Origin of the sequence: Mesorhizobium sp. CA16 (assembly GCF_020165175.1) — a bacterium.
Lineage (GTDB): Bacteria > Pseudomonadota > Alphaproteobacteria > Rhizobiales > Rhizobiaceae > Mesorhizobium.
This window is the reverse complement of the sequence record NZ_JAIUHP010000011.1, coordinates 162,116-178,470: the sequence shown is the minus strand read 5'-3', so window position 1 is coordinate 178,470 and position 16,355 is coordinate 162,116. Positions and strand designations below refer to the sequence as shown.

Here is a 16,355-nt window from a genome sequence, read left to right as displayed (position 1 = left end):
GGGCGATGGAAAGATTTTTTTGCGGAGGCGCATTTCCTTCTGCCCGTTCACGGGGAGAAGGTGCCCGAAGGGCGGATGAGGGGCAGCGCGAACATTCGAAGGCTCGCGCTGCACGACGCCCCCCTTCGCGATCTGCGAGAGAAGGCTAGCCCAGCGTCTCTTGGAAAAATGTCGTCAGCCGCTTCCAATGCCTCTCGGCGCCCGCCTCGTCATAGACGCTGTGGTCCTTGACGCACCAGCCGTGGTCGACGCCGACATAGTTTTCGATGACGTGGTCAACCTCTGCCACCCTGAGCGCCTCTGCCAGCCGCGCCGACTGCTCCGGCGGGAAGCTGCGGTCGACGCCGGCGACGCCGACATAGACGCGCGCCTTGATCGAGGACGCCTTACGGTGCGGGCTGTCGGCCGCGTCGCTGGCGAGATTGCCGCCATGGAAGCTCGCCGCGGCAACGATCCGGTCGGGATAGCTCGCCGCCGCGTTTAGCGCCCGCGCGCCGCCCATGCAGTAGCCGACGACGCCAGTCGGTCCGGCGATCCCCTCGGCGGCCAGAGCATCGAGGAAGGCGCTGCCGTCGCGGATGGTCATGCCCTGCGTCGTGCCGCCGCTGAGCATCAACAGCAGGGCCTTGGTCTTTTCCTCGGCAAAGGCGGTTTTGGGATCGAACGGGCCATATGGCACATAGCGGTAGAAGAGATCGGGCACCAGCACGGCATAGCCATGCTCCGCGAGGCGCTCGGCCATCTGGTCGAGCGCCGGGCGCGGACCGAAAATATCCATATAGAGTATGACGCCAGCCTTGGCCGGCGCGGCTGGACGAAACAGCCGTGCCTTCGCCGTGCCGTCCAGGGTCTTGATCTTGATGTCCTGCCTCGTCATTGCGCGCTCCGCCGGTTGCCAGGGAGAGATATCCGCACCGCCCGGCAGGGCAAGCCGCAACCTCTCGATCGCGGTCAAGTTTCCGTGCGGTTCGGAAGAATGCCTACAGTCCGGCGAACGCCGCCATATGGAAAGCCTGGACATCGGCCGGATAGCGATACTCAGCGCCGTAAGGACAGGCGTTGCGGTCGAGGCAGCCGCCGGCGCGGCAGGGCGCACCATCCGTGCCACGCACATGCACCAGGCACGCCTCGTGCGCAAAGCCAGCCACCGAATATGCGCCGACCGGACAGGATTTCAGGCAGGGTTTTTCGACGCATGCGTCGCAAAGATGATTCATCTCATGAGCTTCTGGAAGAGAAATCTCGTCCTCGAACAGCAATGCGGCGCGATAGGCATGCCAAAGTCCATAGGTCGGATGCATGAGGATGCCGAGCGGCGACGGCTTCAGCCCTTCGGCCCGTATCGCCCACTGCTGGAACGGCAGGTAGGGCCGATCGGATGGCGACACCGCGCGGGCGCCGAATTCTTTCGCCACCGCGCCGATCACCTCGCGCGACCAACTGTCGAGTGGGTTGGCGATGTCCCTCGCCTGTCGTTCCCGCCAGCGCTGGAAATCCGGCCAGGGCGCCGCGCCCGCCTGTCCGACAAGCAGCACGGATTTGGCCGGCGCGCCGGAAGGCCCGGCTGGCGCCACCTCATCGTCACCGAAGCTGAAACCGCCGCGGAGAATCAGGCCGTTGACCGCGAGTGCGGCCGCAATCTCCTCGACCGTGCCGCGGAAAAAAGTCATCCCTTCCGGTCCGGGTCGGAGAACGCGCTCCGCCAGACTTCCTTGTGGATGATGTCGGCCACTTTAGCCCGGCCTGACTCGGGCTCCTTTCACGTGAAGGCGTCGGCCATCGAGCCCTTCTTCCTGGCGATGAAGTCCTTCAGCGCCTCGTCGATGGCCGGATCGAGATGCGGCGCCTCGTAGCTTTCCAGCCAGCGGCGTGCGAGCTCGTTGGCGCGCTGCGGGGCGGTCTTCTCGCCTTCGGCCAGCCACTGCTCGTAGGAATTGTTGTCGGCGATGCTGGAACGGTAGAAGGCCGTCTGGAAATTCGCCTGCGTGTGGTCGCAGCCGAGATAGTGGCTGCCCGGACCGACCTGGCGGATGGCGTCCATCGCCTGGCCGTTTTCCGACAGATCGACACCTTCGGCAAACTTCTGCTGCATGCCGAGCTGGTCGATATCCATCATGAATTTTTCGTAGCAGGACGCGAGACCGCCCTCGAGCCAGCCAGCCGAATGCAGGACGAAATTGGTGCCGGCAAGGATCGTCGAGTTGAGCGTGTTGGCGCTCTCATAGGCTGCCTGCGCGTCCGGGACCTTCGAGGCGCAGAGCGAGCCGCCGGTGCGGAACGGCAGGCCGAGCCGGCGCGCGAGCTGCGCGGCGCCGTAGGAAACCAGCGACGGCTCCGGCGTGCCGAAGGTCGGCGCGCCGGACTGCATCGAGATCGACGAGGCGAAGGTGCCGAACAGCACCGGCGCGCCAGGCCTGATCAGCTGGGTGAACGAAGCGCCGGCGAGCACTTCGGCAAGCACCTGCGTCAGCGTGCCGGCGACGGTTACCGGGCTCATCGCGCCGGCCAGGATGAACGGCGTGACGATGCAGGCCTGGTTATGGCGCGAATAGACTTTCAGCGCGCCTAGCATGGTCTCGTCGAACACCATCGGCGAGTTGGCGTTGATCAGGCTGGTCAGCACCGTGTTGTTCTCGACGAAGTCGTCGCCGAACACGAGCTTGGCCATCGCCACCGTGTCCTCGGCCCGTTCCGGCGCCGTCACCGAGCCCATGAACGGTTTATCCGAATACCGGATATGCGAGTAGATCATGTCGAGGTGGCGCTTGTTGACCGGCACGTCCACCGGCTCGCACACCGTGCCGCCCGAATGGTGGATCGAGGGCGCCATATAGGCGAGCTTCACGAAATTCTGGAAATCCTCGATCGTCGCGTAGCGGCGGTTGCCGTCGAGGTCGCGCACGAAGGGCGGGCCGTAGACCGGCGCGAATACGGTCGCGTTGCCGCCGATCTGCACCGAGCGCTCCGGGTTGCGCGCGTGCTGGGTGTAGATCGAAGGCGCGGTCTTCAACAGCGAGCGGCAAAGACCTTTCGGAAAATGCACGCGCTCGCCCTTGACGTCGGCGCCCGCGTCCTTCCAAAGCGCCAGCGCCTCGGCATCGTCGCGAAAAATGATGCCGATTTCTTCCAGCACCGTGTCGGTATTCTTCTCGATCAGCGCTAGTCCTTCCTCGTTGAGGACCTCGTAGACATTAATCTTGCGCTTGATGTAGGTGAGCTGTGTGCCCGGACCGCCGCCCGAGCGCGCCGCGCGCCGGGCCGCCGCGCCGCCGCTGGCACCGCGCCCACGCCGTGCGTTTGACGCTTCCTGGTCGACTGCCGCGTTCTCGCTCATGATCGTGCTTCCTATAAAACCTGGTCTGGATTGGCTCGCGGCCCGTAACCGCCGCTTCTCGCCGGATCGTAACCATGCACCCTATTGGAAACGGCCCGCCAGCGCCAACGCCTGTCGCAAAATCGACAAGAAAAGCGCCAACTTTCCAGTCGCTTTCCTTTTGCGGGAAGTCGCAAATCAGCTATGGCTAGCTTGCCCTCGCGGGTTAGGTATTGGCGCATCGATTTTTAGGCTGCCGCAGTCATCCCGAGCAGCAAGGAGCCCGAGAAAATGTCCGACGACGAGATCATCCTTTCCGAGCTTTCCGACGACGAGCTCGTGCAGCAGATGCACGACGACCTGTATGACGGCCTGAAGGAAGAGATCGAGGAAGGCACTAACATCCTTCTCGAGCGCGGCTGGGCGCCTTACAAGGTGCTGACCGAGGCGCTGGTCGAAGGCATGCGCATCGTCGGCGAGGATTTTCGCGACGGCATCCTGTTCGTGCCGGAAGTGCTGCTCTCCGCCAACGCGATGAAGGCCGGCATGGCTATCCTGCGCCCGTTGCTCGCCGCCACCGGCGCGCCCAAGCAAGGCAAGATGGTGATCGGCACCGTCAAGGGCGACATCCACGACATCGGCAAGAACCTCGTCGGTATGATGATGGAAGGCGCCGGCTTCGACGTCATCGATCTCGGCATCAACAACGCCGTCGAGAAATACCTGGACGCCATCGAGCAGCACCAGCCCGACATCATCGGCATGTCGGCGCTGCTCACCACCACCATGCCCTATATGAAGGTCGTGATCGACACGATGAAGGAAAAGGGCATCCGTGACGATTATGTCGTGCTGGTCGGCGGCGCGCCGCTCAACGAGGAATTCGGCAAGGCCGTCGGCGCCGACGCCTATTGCCGCGATGCTGCGGTGGCGGTCGAGACCGCCAAGGACTTCATGAAGCGCAAGCACAACGTTCGCGCTTCCGCCTGACCCAAGGCATCAGGATGGATCGACAAGAAAAGCCGCGCCTTGCAGCGCGGCTTTTTTGTACCCAGATGATAGGCGAGGCTGCCGATCAGTTGACGGTGTCTTTGACCGCCCTTGCCGTCGATTTGACGTCCTTGCCGACGCCCCGGATGGTGTTGGCGCAGGCCGTGAGTGCAAGCGCGCAGGCCAGGATGGCGATCGGCGCGATGCGTAGCAGTTTCATGGACGGTGTCTCCCTCGACAGATATTAAGCCCCGCAGCGAAAGCCGGCCCGACTTGGTCAAGACGCAAAAAACGGAACCGAATCAAACAGACAGGCTGCTCGTCATCGCCTGCGGGATGATTGCGCGCGAAGTTTTGGCCGTCAAGCAACAGCTAAAGCTCGACCATCTCGATCTGACCTGCCTGCCGGCCGAGTTTCATTTCTACCCGGACCGCATCGCGCCGGCGATGGACAAGGCGATCGAGAAGGCCAAGGCGGAAGGCTACCGGCAAATCTTCGTCGGCTATGCCGATTGCGGCACCGGCGGCCTGCTCGATCGCATCATCGAGAAGCACGGCGTCGAGCGCATGGCCGGGCCGCACTGCTTTGCCTTCTACCAGGGCATGGACGCCTACGCGAAGGTCGCCGACGACGACATGATGTCGTTCTACATGACCGACTTCCTCTGCCGCCAGTTCGACGCCTTCTTCATCAAGCCGCTCGGCCTCGACCGGCATCCCGAGCTGATCAAGGATTATTTCGGCAATTACGAGAAGCTGATCTATCTCGCCCAGACCGACGATCCGGAGCTCGACAAGGTCGCCGAGAAAGCCGCCGCCATGCTTGGCCTCGCCTATGAGCGCCGCTCGACCGGCTATGGCGATCTGACCGGCGAACTGGCGCGGACGGCACAGGGGGCTGCCCGAGACGCCTAGCCGTCACGCCTCTTCCAGCGCTGCAAGCACATCGGCGAAGCTGGTCCTGCAGACGAAGCCCAGCCGCTTCCTCGCCCGCGACGGATCGTACACGCGGTCGATCGAGGAAAACATCGTCCAGCCCTTCCTCGCATGGAGCCTCGAATAATCCGGGAAATAGCGCGCGACGACCGTCGGCGCGTCGGCGATCAGCTCGGCGCAATCCTGCGGCCGGAACGGCGTCGGCGCCGAGATGATGAAGATGTCGAAGCCAAGGCTCGGCGCCTTCTCCAGGGCCGCCACATGGGCTTCCGCCGCATCCTCCACCGTCAGTCGCCGGAACAGCAACTCGTTGGCCTTGGTGTTGGCATCGGACTGCTCGATGGCATGCGCCATGTCGTCCGCCTCGGGAAAGAAGCGTGCCGTGCGCAGCACCACCGCCGGCAGTCCATGCTCGATATGGTAGAGGCGACAGAGATGCTCGGCCGAGAGTTTCGTCACGCCATAGATGTTGCGCGGCTCAGGCGACATCTCTTCCGTCAGCCAGGCGGCCTTGCGCGCGCCGCCCTGGAACCCTGCGCGGATTGCCTGCGAGATCATGAGCGACGTCGTCGAGGTGAAGACGAAGCGTTGCACGCCGCAGGCCACGGCAGCATCGAGCAGATTGAGCGTGCCTTGCACATTCGTGGCGATAAAGGCCGTGTTCTCATGATGCTCGATATTCGGCTTGTGCAGCGCCCCACTGTGAATGATGGCCTCGATGCTGTTCTCGCGGACGGTCTTCAGGACAAGATCGCGATCCGCGATCGAGCCGACGACCTGCGTGCGCGCCGAGGCAACCGGATCGAGACCGACCACCTCATGGTCGAGCGCTTCGAGCCTTGGCTGAAGCGCGCTGCCCAACCAGCCGGACGATCCCGTGAGCAAGATTCGCATCGATCAACCGCCATTTTCTAGAGCATGATGCCGAAAAGTGTGGAGCGGTTTTCGGACGACATCATGCTCTATCTCTTTGATTTGGAGCCGGATTCAGATTTCAGGTCGACCCGACCTGAAATCATCCGGCTCTGGCTCACGCTGTAAAGCACGGATGACAGGTGAGCGCGAACCGGTAAGTTGTGCGTCAGCGATAGAAAGAACTTTGTTCCAGCTATTGATTTGAGGAAACACGTTCATGATGGCTCGCCTGTTCCTTGCCGCCCTCGGTGTCGTAGCCCTCACTTTGCCGTCCCTTGCCGACGGCGAAGTGCAGAAGCTGATCACCGCCGCCGACAAGACGCGACTGGATAGATATGGCGAGACGCGCAAGGCGGCTCTCGAGGCGGCAAAAGCCGGCGATCCGTCCGAGGTCAAGCAGTTGGACGAACTGCTCGCCAGACCTCTTGTCGCCTTCTCCGACAAGGATCTCACCGGCAACTGGAAGTGCCGCACCATCAAGGCGGGCGGCCTGAGCCCGCTCATCATCTATGGCTGGTTCAAGTGCAAGGTGACCGACGACGGCTCCGGTTGGCGCCTCGCCAAGATCAGCGGCTCGCAGCGCACAACCGGCCGCTTCTTCGACGACGGCGAGAAACGCTCCATCTATCTCGGCTCGTTCTCGGTCAATGATGACAAGGCCAAGCCCTATGGCAGCGGTCTCGAAAGCGACCAGGTCGGCTACGCCTTCCGCAACAGCGCCACCGAGTGGCGGATCGAATTCCCGGCGCCCTATTACGAATCGAAACTCGACATCATGGAATTCAAGCGCTGAGCCCGTCCTCTGCTGCCTCGTTGAAACGGCGCCGTCACACCAAGGATTAACCTGCTCCGCATAGCATGCGCGCGATTTCAAGCGGGTGGGTGCCGTGGCAGCGTCGGACTCGAATACGCGACCGATCGTGGTCGTCACCGAAGGTGGCCCGCATATCTGGGCCATCATCAATGCGCTTGCCGACCGTGTCGGTCCCGTCAGCGTCATCCTCGAATCCGCCGAATCCAAAAAGCGCCTGCTCATCCGCCGTGCGCGACGTCAGGGCTGGATCTCGGCCATAGGCCAGCTCGGCACGATGGTGCTGACCAGGCTCGGCAAGCGGTTCCTCGCCGGTCATGCCGAGAGGCTGATCGCCGAGGAGAAGCTCGACACTGAACCGCGGCAAGGTCAGGTGATCATCCATGTGCCATCCGCCAACGGGCCCGAATGCCTCGAGGCGGTCGCCAGGATCAATCCGGGCGTGGTGCTGCTTGCCGGCTGCAGGCTGTTGTCGAAGGAAACGCTGGCAAGAATGCCTTGCCCAGTGCTCAACTACCATGCCGGCATCGCGCCGAAATATCGCGGCATGAATGGCGGCTACTGGGCGCTGGCCTTCGGCGATCAAGGGAATTTCGGCACCACCGTTCACCTGGTCGATGCCGGCGTCGACACCGGCGGCGTGCTGAAGCAGGCGCGCGGCAGGCCCAAGACCGGCGATACGATCGCCAGCTACGCGCTGCGGCAGGCAGCCTTTTCGCGCGATATCTGCGTCGAGGCGGTCGGCAATGCGCTGGCCGGCAGACTGGAAACGATCGATACGGGCCTGCCATCGAAGCAATGGTATCACCCGACGATCTGGTTCTATCTCTGGACCGGCCTGACCAAGCGCGTCTGGTGATCAGTCGCAACGGATTTCAGCATTCGCTTTGCGCCATCGCCAGCGTCGCTTTTGAAGGCGCGCGCGTCGTCCCATAACAAGCGGCTCAACCACGCATGCGGCAATGCTCCATGACTTCGAGGAGTTGAGAATTCATGGCCGATCTGATCGTCGTCTACTGGCGCGACATCCCAGCCCAGGTCATCGTCAAGAAGGGCCGGCAGAACGCCAAGCGCGAATTGCCGCTGCGCTTCACTGAGGCGATAGACATGTGCGCCATGCGCACCGGCGCCGGCGGCACCGACGACTATCTGGCGGAATGGCGCAAGGCCGACCCGGTTCCGGTCGGCGACGACATCGAGGCCGAGGTTGAGAAAGCCTATCAGGAACTCGACGCGAAATATGACCGAGAGCGGCTGGTCGCTCTGGTCAAGGCTGGCGGGAAAGAAAATGTCTGAGCAACAGCCGGCGGTCACCCAGGCCACCTTGGTCAAGAAGGCAGCGCCGAAATCCGACTACAAACCGGCCGACGTGTCGCCGCAGCGCCGTGTCCAGCGCACTTTTGCCGTACGGCTTTGGTCGGTCCGGCACTCGCGCTTGCTCGAGTGGTTTTACAGCAGGTTCGCCGACGTCTTCCTCCTCTTGCACCCTCTGTGGAAAGGCATCGGCTACGGCCGCGTCGAAGCCCCGGTGAAATTCGTCGAGAAGCGGGTCAAGGGCTTCATGTTCGACTGCCGCATGTGCGGCCAATGCGTGCTCTCCTCCACCGGCATGTCGTGCCCGATGAACTGCCCCAAGCAACTGCGCAACGGTCCTTGCGGCGGCGTGCGCGCCAACGGCAATTGCGAAGTCGAGCCGGACATGCCCTGCGTCTGGGTCAAGGCCTGGGAAGGCTCGCGCAACATGGTCCACGGCGACAAGATCCTCACCGTGCAGAAGCCGGTCGATCAGTCGCTGCGCGAAACCTCGGCCTGGCTCCGCGTGACCGCGCAGGCCGCCGCCGCGCGCGAAGCGGCCAAGAATCCCGGAGCTTCGGCATGACCATCCGCCAGATCGACGAGAACCCGGCCGGCATCCACCTGCCGCTCGAGCCCCTGCCCGGCCACACGTCGCGCGGCCGGCTGGAGCGCGTGCTGCGCCGCGGCGAGTTTGCTGTAACGACCGAGCTCAATCCGCCCGACAGCGCCGATCCCGAAGACGTCTACAACCGCGCCAAGATCTTCGACGGCTGGGTCGACGCCATCAACGCGGTCGATGCCTCGGGCGCCAACTGCCACATGTCCTCGGTCGGCATCTGCGCGCTGCTCACCCGCATGGGCTACGCGCCGATCATGCAGATCGCCTGCCGCGACAAGAACCGCATCGCCATCCAGGGCGACGTGCTGGGCGGCGCCGCGATGGGCGTCGCCAATATGCTCTGCCTCACCGGCGACGGCGTGCAGGCCGGCGATCAGCCCGGCGCCAAGCCGGTATTCGACCTCGATTCCATGTCGCTGCTCGAAACCATCCGCATCATGCGCGACAACGGCAAGTTCCTGTCCGGCCGCAAGCTGACGACGCCACCGCAGGTTTTCCTCGGCTGCGCGGTCAATCCCTTCGCGCCGCCCTACGACTTCCGCCCGATCCATCTCGGCAAGAAGATCGCCGCCGGCGCGCAGTTTGCCCAGACCCAGTACTGCTTCGACGTGCCGATGTTCAAAGCCTTCATGCAGAAGGCGCGCGACCTCGGCCACACCGAAAAGCTCTTCCTGCTCTGCGGTGTCGGCCCGCTCGCCTCCGCCAAGACCGCGAAATGGATCCGCTCCAACGTGCCGGGCATCCACATCCCCGATGCGGTTATCAAGCGGCTGGAGGGCGCGCAGGATCAGAAGAAGGAAGGCAAGCAGCTCTGCATCGACATCATCAACGAGGTGAAGGAAATCCCGGGCGTCGCCGGCATCCATGTGATGGCCTATCGCCAGGAAGAATATGTCGCCGAGATCGTCGATGAATCCGGCGTGCTGAAAGGCCGCCAACCTTGGAAGCGGGAGATCCGCCGCGACGACCAGCTGGTCGCCGACCGGCTCGACCACCTGCTGCATGACGAGATAACCGAAACCCAGGTGGATATGGTGAAGACCGCGCATTGATGTATGTCGCCCCAAAGTGGGAACCGGTTTGGGCAACGACACACATGAACCTAGAGCCTAAGAGCGCGGACGGCACGCATTCACTTGAACCAAATCAGATAACGATATAAAGAAGTCTTTATATCCCGACGGAGAGATCGCATGACCCGCACCATCGTCGCCTCGGCGACCCGAGAAATCGTAATTGGCTTCGATCAGCCCTTCTGCGTGATCGGCGAACGCATCAACCCGACCGGCCGCAAGAAGCTCGCTGCCGAGATGGTGGCCGGCAATTTCGAGACCGTCATCAAGGATGCGCTGGAACAGGCCGCCTGCGGCGCCACTATGCTCGACGTCAATGCCGGCGTCACCGCGGTCGACCCCAATGCGACCGAGCCGGCGCTTCTGGTGCAGACGCTGGAGATCGTGCAGGGCCTGGTCGACCTGCCGCTGTCGATCGATAGCTCGGTCAGCGCCGCGATCGAAGCCGCGCTGAAGGTCGCCAAGGGCCGCCCTCTGGTCAACTCCGTCACCGGCGAGGAAGAAAAGCTCGAGGCAATCCTGCCGCTGGTCAAGAAATACAACGTTCCGGTCGTCGCCATCTCCAACGACGAGACTGGCATCTCGATGGACCCGGACGTCCGCTTCGCCGTCGCCAAGAAGATCGTCGAGCGCTGCGCCGATTTCGGCATCCCGGCGCATGACGTCGTCGTCGACCCGCTGGTGATGCCGATCGGCGCGCTGGGCGATGCCGGACGCCAGGTGTTCGCGCTGCTGCGCCGGTTGCGCGAAGAGCTCAAGGTCAACACCACTTGCGGCCTCTCCAACATCTCCTTCGGGCTGCCGCACCGCCACGGCATCAACGCCGCTTTCATCCCGATGGTGATCGGCGCCGGCATGACCTCGGCAATCATGAACCCGGTCCGTCCGCAGGAAATGGAAGCCGTGCGCGGCGCCAATGTGCTGAACGGCACCGACGAGAACTGCACCAACTGGATCCGCACCTACAAGGATTATAAGCCGGCCGAAGGCGGCCAAGCGGTTGCGGCTCCGACCGCCGTCAATGCGCCGGGCGAAGGTAACGGCAATGGCGGCCGGCGCCGCGGCGGCCGCGAAGCCCGCATGGCCAGAGGATAAGCGCGCAATCGTGAGCCGCACCGCAAACAAGGCTGGTCCGATCGCATCGTGGATGCGGCCGGACAGCTCTGCTTTGCGTTCAGGCCACGCCCAATATGGCGTCGAACAACGCCATTCCCGCCCACGATCCGAAAATGCCTGTCACGCCGCCGACGATGAAATCATCGTCATAGGCGGGCCAGAACGCGTGCAGCAGCAGCGCACCGATGATCGCGCCGAGGATCCCGGTGGCGAGATATTGCGGATTGCGCAGCCACGAGCCCTTGATCACGCGCACCATGGTGAACGCGGTGAAGATGGCGGAGAGCAACAGATCCGACATGGTTGGCCCCTGGACCAACGGACTCTCCGCCCAATAGTAAAACGATCCGTTAAACGGCATCGGCGATTGCCATCGAGACACGTGCCAGCATGAATCCTCCCCCCAACATCACCGATCCGCTCGTGCTGTTCATGCCGTCCGGCAAGCGCGGCCGCTTTCCGGTTGGCACGCCGGTGCTCGATGCCGCGCGCCAGCTCGGCGTGTATGTCGAAAGCGTTTGCGGCGGCCGCGCCACCTGCGGCCGCTGCCAGATTGAAGTGCAGGAAGGCAACTTCGCCAAGCACAAGATCGTCTCGTCCAATGACCACATCTCGCCCAAGGGCGCCAAGGAAGAGCGCTACGAACGCGTGCGCGGCCTGCCCGAGCGGCGCCGCCTCTCCTGCTCGACGCAGATCCTCGGCGACCTCGTCATCGACGTGCCGCAGGACACGGTCATCAACGCCCAGACCATCCGCAAGGATGCAGATACCAGGGTGATCGCCCGCGATACGGCGATCCGCATGTGCTATGTCGAGATCGAAGAACCCGACATGCACAAGCCGCTCGGCGACCTCGACCGATTGAAGATCGCCCTGATGAAGGACTGGGGTTTCAAGAACCTCGAATTCGACTTCTATCTCATGCCGCAGGTGCAGGGCATTCTGCGCAAGGGCAACTGGACCGCCACCGCCGCCATCCACAAGGACGCCGACAGCGATATCGCGCGCGTCATCGCACTGTGGCCCGGCCTGAAGAACGAGGCGTACGGCCTTGCCTGCGACGTCGGCTCGACCACCATTGCCATGCATCTGGTGTCGCTGCTCTCGGGTCGCGTTGCTGCGTCCTCCGGCACGTCCAATCCGCAGATCCGCTTCGGCGAGGATCTGATGAGCCGCGTCTCCTACGTGATGATGAACCCGGACGGCCGCGAAGGCATGACGGTCGCCGTGCGCGAGGCGATCTCCGGCCTCGTCGACAAGGTCTGCGCCGAAGGCAATGTCCAGCGCAACGATATCCTGGATTCCGTCTTCGTCGGCAATCCGATCATGCATCATTTGTTCCTCGGCATCGATCCGACCGAGTTGGGCGGCGCGCCTTTCGCGCTTGCCGTCTCAGGCGCCGTACGCATCAAGGCCTCCGACATCGGTCTGAAGCTCAACCAGGGCGCGCGCCTTTATATGCTGCCCTGCATTGCCGGCCATGTCGGCGCCGACGCGGCCGCCGTCACCCTGTCGGAAGGCCCGCATCGCCAGGACGAGATGATGCTGATTGTCGATGTCGGCACCAACGCCGAGATCGTGCTCGGCAACTCCACGCGCGTCGTGGCGGCCTCCTCCCCGACCGGCCCGGCCTTCGAAGGCGCGGAGATCTCCGGCGGTCAGCGCGCGGCGCCTGGCGCCATCGAGCGCGTTCGCATCGACCCCGAAACGCTGGAACCGAAATATCGGGTCATCGGCTCGGAACTGTGGTCCGATCAGCCTGGCTTCACCGACAGCGTGCAGGCCACCGGCGTCACCGGCATCTGCGGCTCCGGCATCATCGAAGTGGTGGCGGAGATGTATCTCGCCGGCATCATCTCGGAGGACGGCGTCGTCGACGGATCGCTCGGCATGCGTTCGCCTCGCATCGTGCCGAACGGCCGCACCTTCTCCTACGTGCTGAAGGAGGGCGAGCCCAAGATCACCATCACCCAGAACGACGTGCGCGCCATCCAGCTTGCCAAGGCGGCGCTCTATGCCGGCACCAAGCTTCTGATGGAAAAGCAGCACACCGACCATGTCGACCGCATCCATTTCGCCGGGGCCTTCGGCTCTTTCATCGATCCGAAATACGCCATGGTGCTCGGCCTGATCCCGGATTGCGACTTGGACAAGGTCCAGGCCGTCGGTAACGCCGCCGGCGCCGGCGCGCGCATGGCGCTGCTCAATCGCGGTTACCGGCGCGAGATTGAGGAGACGGTGAGCAGGATCGAGAAGATCGAGACGGCGCTTGAGCCGAAATTCCAGGAGCACTTCGTCTACGCCATGGCGCTGCCGAACAAGGTCGACCCCTTCCCCAAGCTGGCGGCCGCGGTGAAGCTGCCGCCGCGCAAGGCGATGAGCGAGGACGGCACCGCCGGTGACGCTACCCCACGCCGGCGTTCCCGCGAGGAGCGCGCTGCACGGCGCGGTCGGGACTAACGTTTCAGTTCATTCCGCTGCCCCTGCGGCCGCGGCATTGACTGCCTTGACGGCGCCCTTGGGACGTTGCGGATGCAGCAGCCCGATCAATGGCTTTTCGACGATCAGATATAGCATCGCCGAGAGCGCCAGCGTGGCGACCAGGATCGTCGCCGGCTGCATCGCTGCCGGCAGGCCGGTCCTCAGGACGACGCCAGTCGTCAAGACGCCGACCACGACATGCCACAAATAAATCGAATAGGACGCATCGCCGAGAAATGTGGGCAAGGCAGCCGGCTTGAACGGCCGCGACCGTTCGGCAAAAACCGCGCCCGCCACGATCAATGCGGCCGGAAGTCCCCAGCGCAAGGCACGCGGCAAATCGGCATCGAATAGTGGGCCAGCGGCAAGGAGAAGAAATCCCGCGCCAGCCATCGCCAGCCCCACCCCGAGCGGCAGCCTGGCGCCCTGCAACCACAAACGCCCCACGACGACGCCGGCCGCGAATTCGAGCACGACAGGATCGCTGAAGGCGCGTGCGTATCCGGCGGGAACCACGAAATGCAGCGCGACGATGGCAACAAGGGCGCCCACGAGGACGCCGAACCGCCAGCGTTGCCCGAGAAACAGAACCAGCGCGAAAACGAGATAGAACATCATTTCATAGCAGAGCGTCCAACCTTGTATGACGATTGGATGCAGCGCGTTCTCCTGCAGAACCGGCAGGAAGAACAGCGAACCAACGAAATTCGGGACGCTGAAGAAATGGCCGTAGAAGAACTGCGGCTTGATCAGGATGCCGGCCGCGGTCAGCAGCGTGACGATCCAGTAGAGAGGCACGATGCGGGTGATCCGGCGCCCCATGAAGCGCCAAGGATCAGCCGGCCTGCCGGCCGTCGTCACCCACATGATGAAGCCGCTGATGACGAAGAAGACGTCGACGCCGGATGCTCCGACGTTGAACGGACCGCCGAACTGCTCGCTGACATGAAAGCAGACCACCGCGCAGGCGGCGAGGCCGCGCAGATATTGGACACTATGGATGCTCGTCACGATGCCTTTGATCCGATCGCATCATGCTGCGATGCACACGCCCCACGCCGCATTGCACAATAACAATGCAGCTGCTCGCCTCTGTCAACCGCCGATGGCAGCTATTCGGATCGAAACGGGCGCGCCGGTCTGCTCAATTCATTTGTATGCAAATGTTTCCGAATCCACGCGATCTCGAAACGGAAACACTGTTTTCGCGAAATCGACCCGATACATGTGTGACGCATTTAGCGGCCATCGCACGGCGGCTGAAGATTGTGGGTGTCGCCCAAAGCGCTTCGCGGCTTTGGGACAAAGACATGCAACTTCGGCTGCCACGCTCTTCAAGGGAGATGAAAATGTCGATGTTTGGAAATCTCAGCCGCTTCGGTGTCACCATCCGGCAGGCTCATGCCAGGAACAAGGCGATCCGCGCGCTCAACGATCTGCCGGCGCATGTCCAGAAGGATATCGGCTGGCCGGCCTCGCCGCCGAGCGACCCGCAGGCAGCCCTTCATGCGCTGCTTCTGGGCACCCCGCGCTGATGACCTTCGCCGACAAATGCAAGCTGCTCGGCAAGCGCCGGGGCCGCGACGCGGCCTCGGTTGCCGGCGATAACAAACTGCGCTCGGCGCTGCTGTCGAAGCGGCGCTAGAGCAATTCCAGAACAGTGCGCAGCTAGGCTCGACAATTCGGCGTAGCCTTCCGCCCGAAATCGCGCAAACAAAGAACCGGCACCATCCGATCACGCCGATGTGCCAGCGTGATCCTTGACATTTTTAACTGAGGTACAATCTTCGCAGAGCGGGGGGAATTCTCTTAGTCGGCTCTGCCGAAGTGCGTGTATCTGCATGCCCAGTTTGAAAAGCCATCTCGTTTCGTTCGTTCTCAGGCACAGCCGCAAGAAGGCGTTTTCCAGTCCCGAGAACCTGCAGCGCTGGATCGCCTACGCCCGCAAGACCGAGGACTATCATCCGCCGGCCTTGCTCAGGGCACGGTTGGGCATCACCGAGACCGAGATCGACGGCTTTCCCGTCTATGAGATCGCGCCGAAGGCGGGCGAAAGCCGGCGCATCCTCTACATGCATGGCGGCGCCTATGTCTTTCAGATCACCTCCTACCATTGGGGGCTGATCGCCGAGATGGCCGAGCGTCTCGGTTTCGGCATCACCGTGCCGATCTATCCCATCGCGCCGGAGCACAATTTCCATGACATGTTCGGCATGGTCGGCAACGTCTACCGGCGCATGCTCGAAGAGACTGAGGCGCAAGAGATCGTCTTCATGGGCGATTCCGCCGGCGGCAACATGGCCGTTGTGCTGACCATGATGGCCGCCGAGGAGGGGCTGCCGGCACCGTCGCGCCATGTGCTGATCTCGCCCGGTCTCGACGTTTCGCTTGCAAATCCCGAAGTCTTCGAGGCCGAGCGGCAGGATCCGTGGCTGGGTATTGCGGGTGGGCTGGAAGCGGTGCGGCTCTACAGCGCCGGTTTCGACCGCACCGACTGGCACATCAGCCCGCTCTACGGCAACCTGTCCGTGCTGCCCAAGACGCTGCTGCTGACCGGTTCACGCGACATGCTGACGCCAGATAATCTCATCTTCGCCGAACGCGCGCGTGCTGCCGGTGTCGAGGTCGACCTGGTCTACGAGGAAGGCATGTTCCACGTCTGGCCGCTGATCGAGATGCCCGAGGCGCGCCGCGCTCGCGATTCCATCGTCGATTTCCTCAGCGTTCCGGCGCCAGCCCGAGCCCGCGCTCGACGCAGGACGAAAGCAGCTTTCGCAGCCCGCTCCGCGCCCGCGGCCGAATAGT

Annotated in this window: 18 protein-coding genes; 11 read left to right on the top strand and 7 right to left on the bottom strand. The window is 63.3% G+C overall.

The features are described from left to right. Nucleotides 1-145: 145 nt before the first annotated feature. From LB525_RS17335 to LB525_RS17325, 3 genes are all read right to left on the bottom strand, one after another. Nucleotides 146-877 carry a dienelactone hydrolase family protein gene (locus LB525_RS17335; RefSeq protein WP_224545518.1) on the bottom strand — a complete coding sequence of 244 codons (732 nt, stop codon included), beginning with the start codon at nt 875-877 and terminating at the stop codon, nt 146-148. A 103-nt stretch (nt 878-980) separates the two neighbouring features. Beyond that, a complete protein-coding gene (locus LB525_RS17330; protein WP_224545517.1) occupies nt 981-1,670 on the bottom strand; it encodes a 4Fe-4S dicluster domain-containing protein in 690 nt (229 codons plus the stop codon). An 89-nt stretch (nt 1,671-1,759) separates the two neighbouring features. Further along, nucleotides 1,760-3,334: a trimethylamine methyltransferase family protein gene (locus LB525_RS17325; RefSeq protein ID WP_140840065.1), complete on the bottom strand. Its 1,575-nt coding sequence runs from the start codon at nt 3,332-3,334 to the stop codon at nt 1,760-1,762. A 270-nt stretch (nt 3,335-3,604) separates the two neighbouring features. On the opposite strand from LB525_RS17325, the gene LB525_RS17320 reads away from it, so the two are divergent. Beyond that, a complete protein-coding gene (locus tag LB525_RS17320; RefSeq protein WP_095764935.1) occupies nt 3,605-4,303 on the top strand; it encodes a corrinoid protein in 699 nt (232 codons plus the stop codon). A gap of 85 nt (nt 4,304-4,388) precedes the next feature. Here LB525_RS17320 and LB525_RS17315 read toward each other — a convergent pair whose 3' ends face one another. Beyond that, nucleotides 4,389-4,523, bottom strand: a complete 135-nt coding sequence (locus LB525_RS17315; RefSeq protein ID WP_041003961.1) for an entericidin A/B family lipoprotein — start codon at nt 4,521-4,523, stop codon at nt 4,389-4,391. 53 nt (nt 4,524-4,576) lie between these two features. On the opposite strand from LB525_RS17315, the gene LB525_RS17310 reads away from it, so the two are divergent. Next, the gene (locus LB525_RS17310) at nt 4,577-5,218 is read left to right on the top strand and encodes a DUF1638 domain-containing protein (protein ID WP_224545516.1); all 642 of its coding nucleotides are present in this window, start codon (nt 4,577-4,579) and stop codon (nt 5,216-5,218) included. A 3-nt stretch (nt 5,219-5,221) separates the two neighbouring features. Here the strand turns inward: LB525_RS17310 and LB525_RS17305 are convergent, their stop codons facing one another. Then, complete coding sequence (locus LB525_RS17305; RefSeq protein WP_224545515.1) at nt 5,222-6,133, bottom strand: NAD-dependent epimerase/dehydratase family protein; 912 nt, start codon at nt 6,131-6,133, stop codon at nt 5,222-5,224. A 238-nt stretch (nt 6,134-6,371) separates the two neighbouring features. On the opposite strand from LB525_RS17305, the gene LB525_RS17300 reads away from it, so the two are divergent. The 6 genes from LB525_RS17300 (at nt 6,372) to LB525_RS17275 (ending at nt 11,048) form a co-directional block, all read left to right on the top strand. Next, entirely contained in the window at nt 6,372-6,947 is a 576-nt protein-coding gene (locus tag LB525_RS17300; protein ID WP_224545514.1) for a DUF4893 domain-containing protein, read from the top strand. A gap of 94 nt (nt 6,948-7,041) precedes the next feature. Then, nucleotides 7,042-7,824: a formyl transferase gene (locus tag LB525_RS17295; protein WP_224545513.1), complete on the top strand. Its 783-nt coding sequence runs from the start codon at nt 7,042-7,044 to the stop codon at nt 7,822-7,824. A 134-nt stretch (nt 7,825-7,958) separates the two neighbouring features. Continuing rightward, entirely contained in the window at nt 7,959-8,261 is a 303-nt protein-coding gene (locus LB525_RS17290) for a virulence factor (RefSeq protein ID WP_041003951.1), read from the top strand. Continuing rightward, the gene (locus tag LB525_RS17285; protein ID WP_224522699.1) at nt 8,254-8,844 is read left to right on the top strand and encodes a methylenetetrahydrofolate reductase C-terminal domain-containing protein; all 591 of its coding nucleotides are present in this window, start codon (nt 8,254-8,256) and stop codon (nt 8,842-8,844) included. The genes LB525_RS17290 and LB525_RS17285 overlap by 8 nt, the downstream gene beginning before the upstream one ends. Beyond that, entirely contained in the window at nt 8,841-9,932 is a 1,092-nt protein-coding gene (locus tag LB525_RS17280) for a methylenetetrahydrofolate reductase (RefSeq protein ID WP_140840055.1), read from the top strand. Before LB525_RS17285 ends, LB525_RS17280 begins: the two co-directional genes overlap by 4 nt. 141 nt (nt 9,933-10,073) lie before the next feature. Next, nucleotides 10,074-11,048, top strand: a complete 975-nt coding sequence (locus LB525_RS17275) for a methyltetrahydrofolate cobalamin methyltransferase (RefSeq protein ID WP_095764928.1) — start codon at nt 10,074-10,076, stop codon at nt 11,046-11,048. Between the two features lie 79 nt (nt 11,049-11,127). Here LB525_RS17275 and LB525_RS17270 read toward each other — a convergent pair whose 3' ends face one another. After that, nucleotides 11,128-11,370 (bottom strand): hypothetical protein, encoded by a 243-nt coding sequence (locus tag LB525_RS17270; RefSeq protein WP_224545512.1) that lies wholly within the window; start codon nt 11,368-11,370, stop codon nt 11,128-11,130. An 89-nt stretch (nt 11,371-11,459) separates the two neighbouring features. On the opposite strand from LB525_RS17270, the gene LB525_RS17265 reads away from it, so the two are divergent. Beyond that, complete coding sequence (locus tag LB525_RS17265; protein WP_224545511.1) at nt 11,460-13,529, top strand: ASKHA domain-containing protein; 2,070 nt, start codon at nt 11,460-11,462, stop codon at nt 13,527-13,529. A 9-nt stretch (nt 13,530-13,538) separates the two neighbouring features. Here LB525_RS17265 and LB525_RS17260 read toward each other — a convergent pair whose 3' ends face one another. Then, on the bottom strand, nt 13,539-14,561 hold the full coding sequence (locus tag LB525_RS17260; RefSeq protein WP_224545510.1) for an acyltransferase family protein: 1,023 nt from the start codon (nt 14,559-14,561) through the stop codon (nt 13,539-13,541). A gap of 338 nt (nt 14,562-14,899) precedes the next feature. On the opposite strand from LB525_RS17260, the gene LB525_RS17255 reads away from it, so the two are divergent. Together LB525_RS17255 and LB525_RS17250 are read left to right on the top strand one after the other, a co-directional pair. Next, nucleotides 14,900-15,085, top strand: coding sequence for a hypothetical protein (locus tag LB525_RS17255; protein WP_181174730.1), 186 nt, complete (start codon nt 14,900-14,902; stop codon nt 15,083-15,085). A gap of 306 nt (nt 15,086-15,391) precedes the next feature. Further along, nucleotides 15,392-16,354 carry an alpha/beta hydrolase gene (locus LB525_RS17250; RefSeq protein WP_224545509.1) on the top strand — a complete coding sequence of 321 codons (963 nt, stop codon included), beginning with the start codon at nt 15,392-15,394 and terminating at the stop codon, nt 16,352-16,354. Nucleotide 16,355: the final 1 nt, after the last annotated feature.

Bases quoted from the DNA above. Each gene is read 5' to 3' on its own strand.
- LB525_RS17275 (WP_095764928.1), top strand. From the start codon at position 10,074: ATGACCCGCACCATCGTCGCCTCGGCGACCCGAGAAATCGTAATTGGC.
- LB525_RS17265 (WP_224545511.1), top strand. From the start codon at position 11,460: ATGAATCCTCCCCCCAACATCACCGATCCGCTCGTGCTGTTCATGCCG.
- LB525_RS17285 (WP_224522699.1), top strand. From the start codon at position 8,254: ATGTCTGAGCAACAGCCGGCGGTCACCCAGGCCACCTTGGTCAAGAAG.
- LB525_RS17280 (WP_140840055.1), top strand. From the start codon at position 8,841: ATGACCATCCGCCAGATCGACGAGAACCCGGCCGGCATCCACCTGCCG.
- LB525_RS17315 (WP_041003961.1), bottom strand. From the start codon at position 4,523: ATGAAACTGCTACGCATCGCGCCGATCGCCATCCTGGCCTGCGCGCTT.
- LB525_RS17270 (WP_224545512.1), bottom strand. From the start codon at position 11,370: ATGTCGGATCTGTTGCTCTCCGCCATCTTCACCGCGTTCACCATGGTG.
- LB525_RS17335 (WP_224545518.1), bottom strand. From the start codon at position 877: ATGACGAGGCAGGACATCAAGATCAAGACCCTGGACGGCACGGCGAAG.
- LB525_RS17250 (WP_224545509.1), top strand. From the start codon at position 15,392: ATGCCCAGTTTGAAAAGCCATCTCGTTTCGTTCGTTCTCAGGCACAGC.
- LB525_RS17255 (WP_181174730.1), top strand. From the start codon at position 14,900: ATGTCGATGTTTGGAAATCTCAGCCGCTTCGGTGTCACCATCCGGCAG.
- LB525_RS17330 (WP_224545517.1), bottom strand. From the start codon at position 1,670: ATGACTTTTTTCCGCGGCACGGTCGAGGAGATTGCGGCCGCACTCGCG.
- LB525_RS17305 (WP_224545515.1), bottom strand. From the start codon at position 6,133: ATGCGAATCTTGCTCACGGGATCGTCCGGCTGGTTGGGCAGCGCGCTT.
- LB525_RS17325 (WP_140840065.1), bottom strand. From the start codon at position 3,334: ATGAGCGAGAACGCGGCAGTCGACCAGGAAGCGTCAAACGCACGGCGT.
- LB525_RS17320 (WP_095764935.1), top strand. From the start codon at position 3,605: ATGTCCGACGACGAGATCATCCTTTCCGAGCTTTCCGACGACGAGCTC.
- LB525_RS17300 (WP_224545514.1), top strand. From the start codon at position 6,372: ATGATGGCTCGCCTGTTCCTTGCCGCCCTCGGTGTCGTAGCCCTCACT.
- LB525_RS17290 (WP_041003951.1), top strand. From the start codon at position 7,959: ATGGCCGATCTGATCGTCGTCTACTGGCGCGACATCCCAGCCCAGGTC.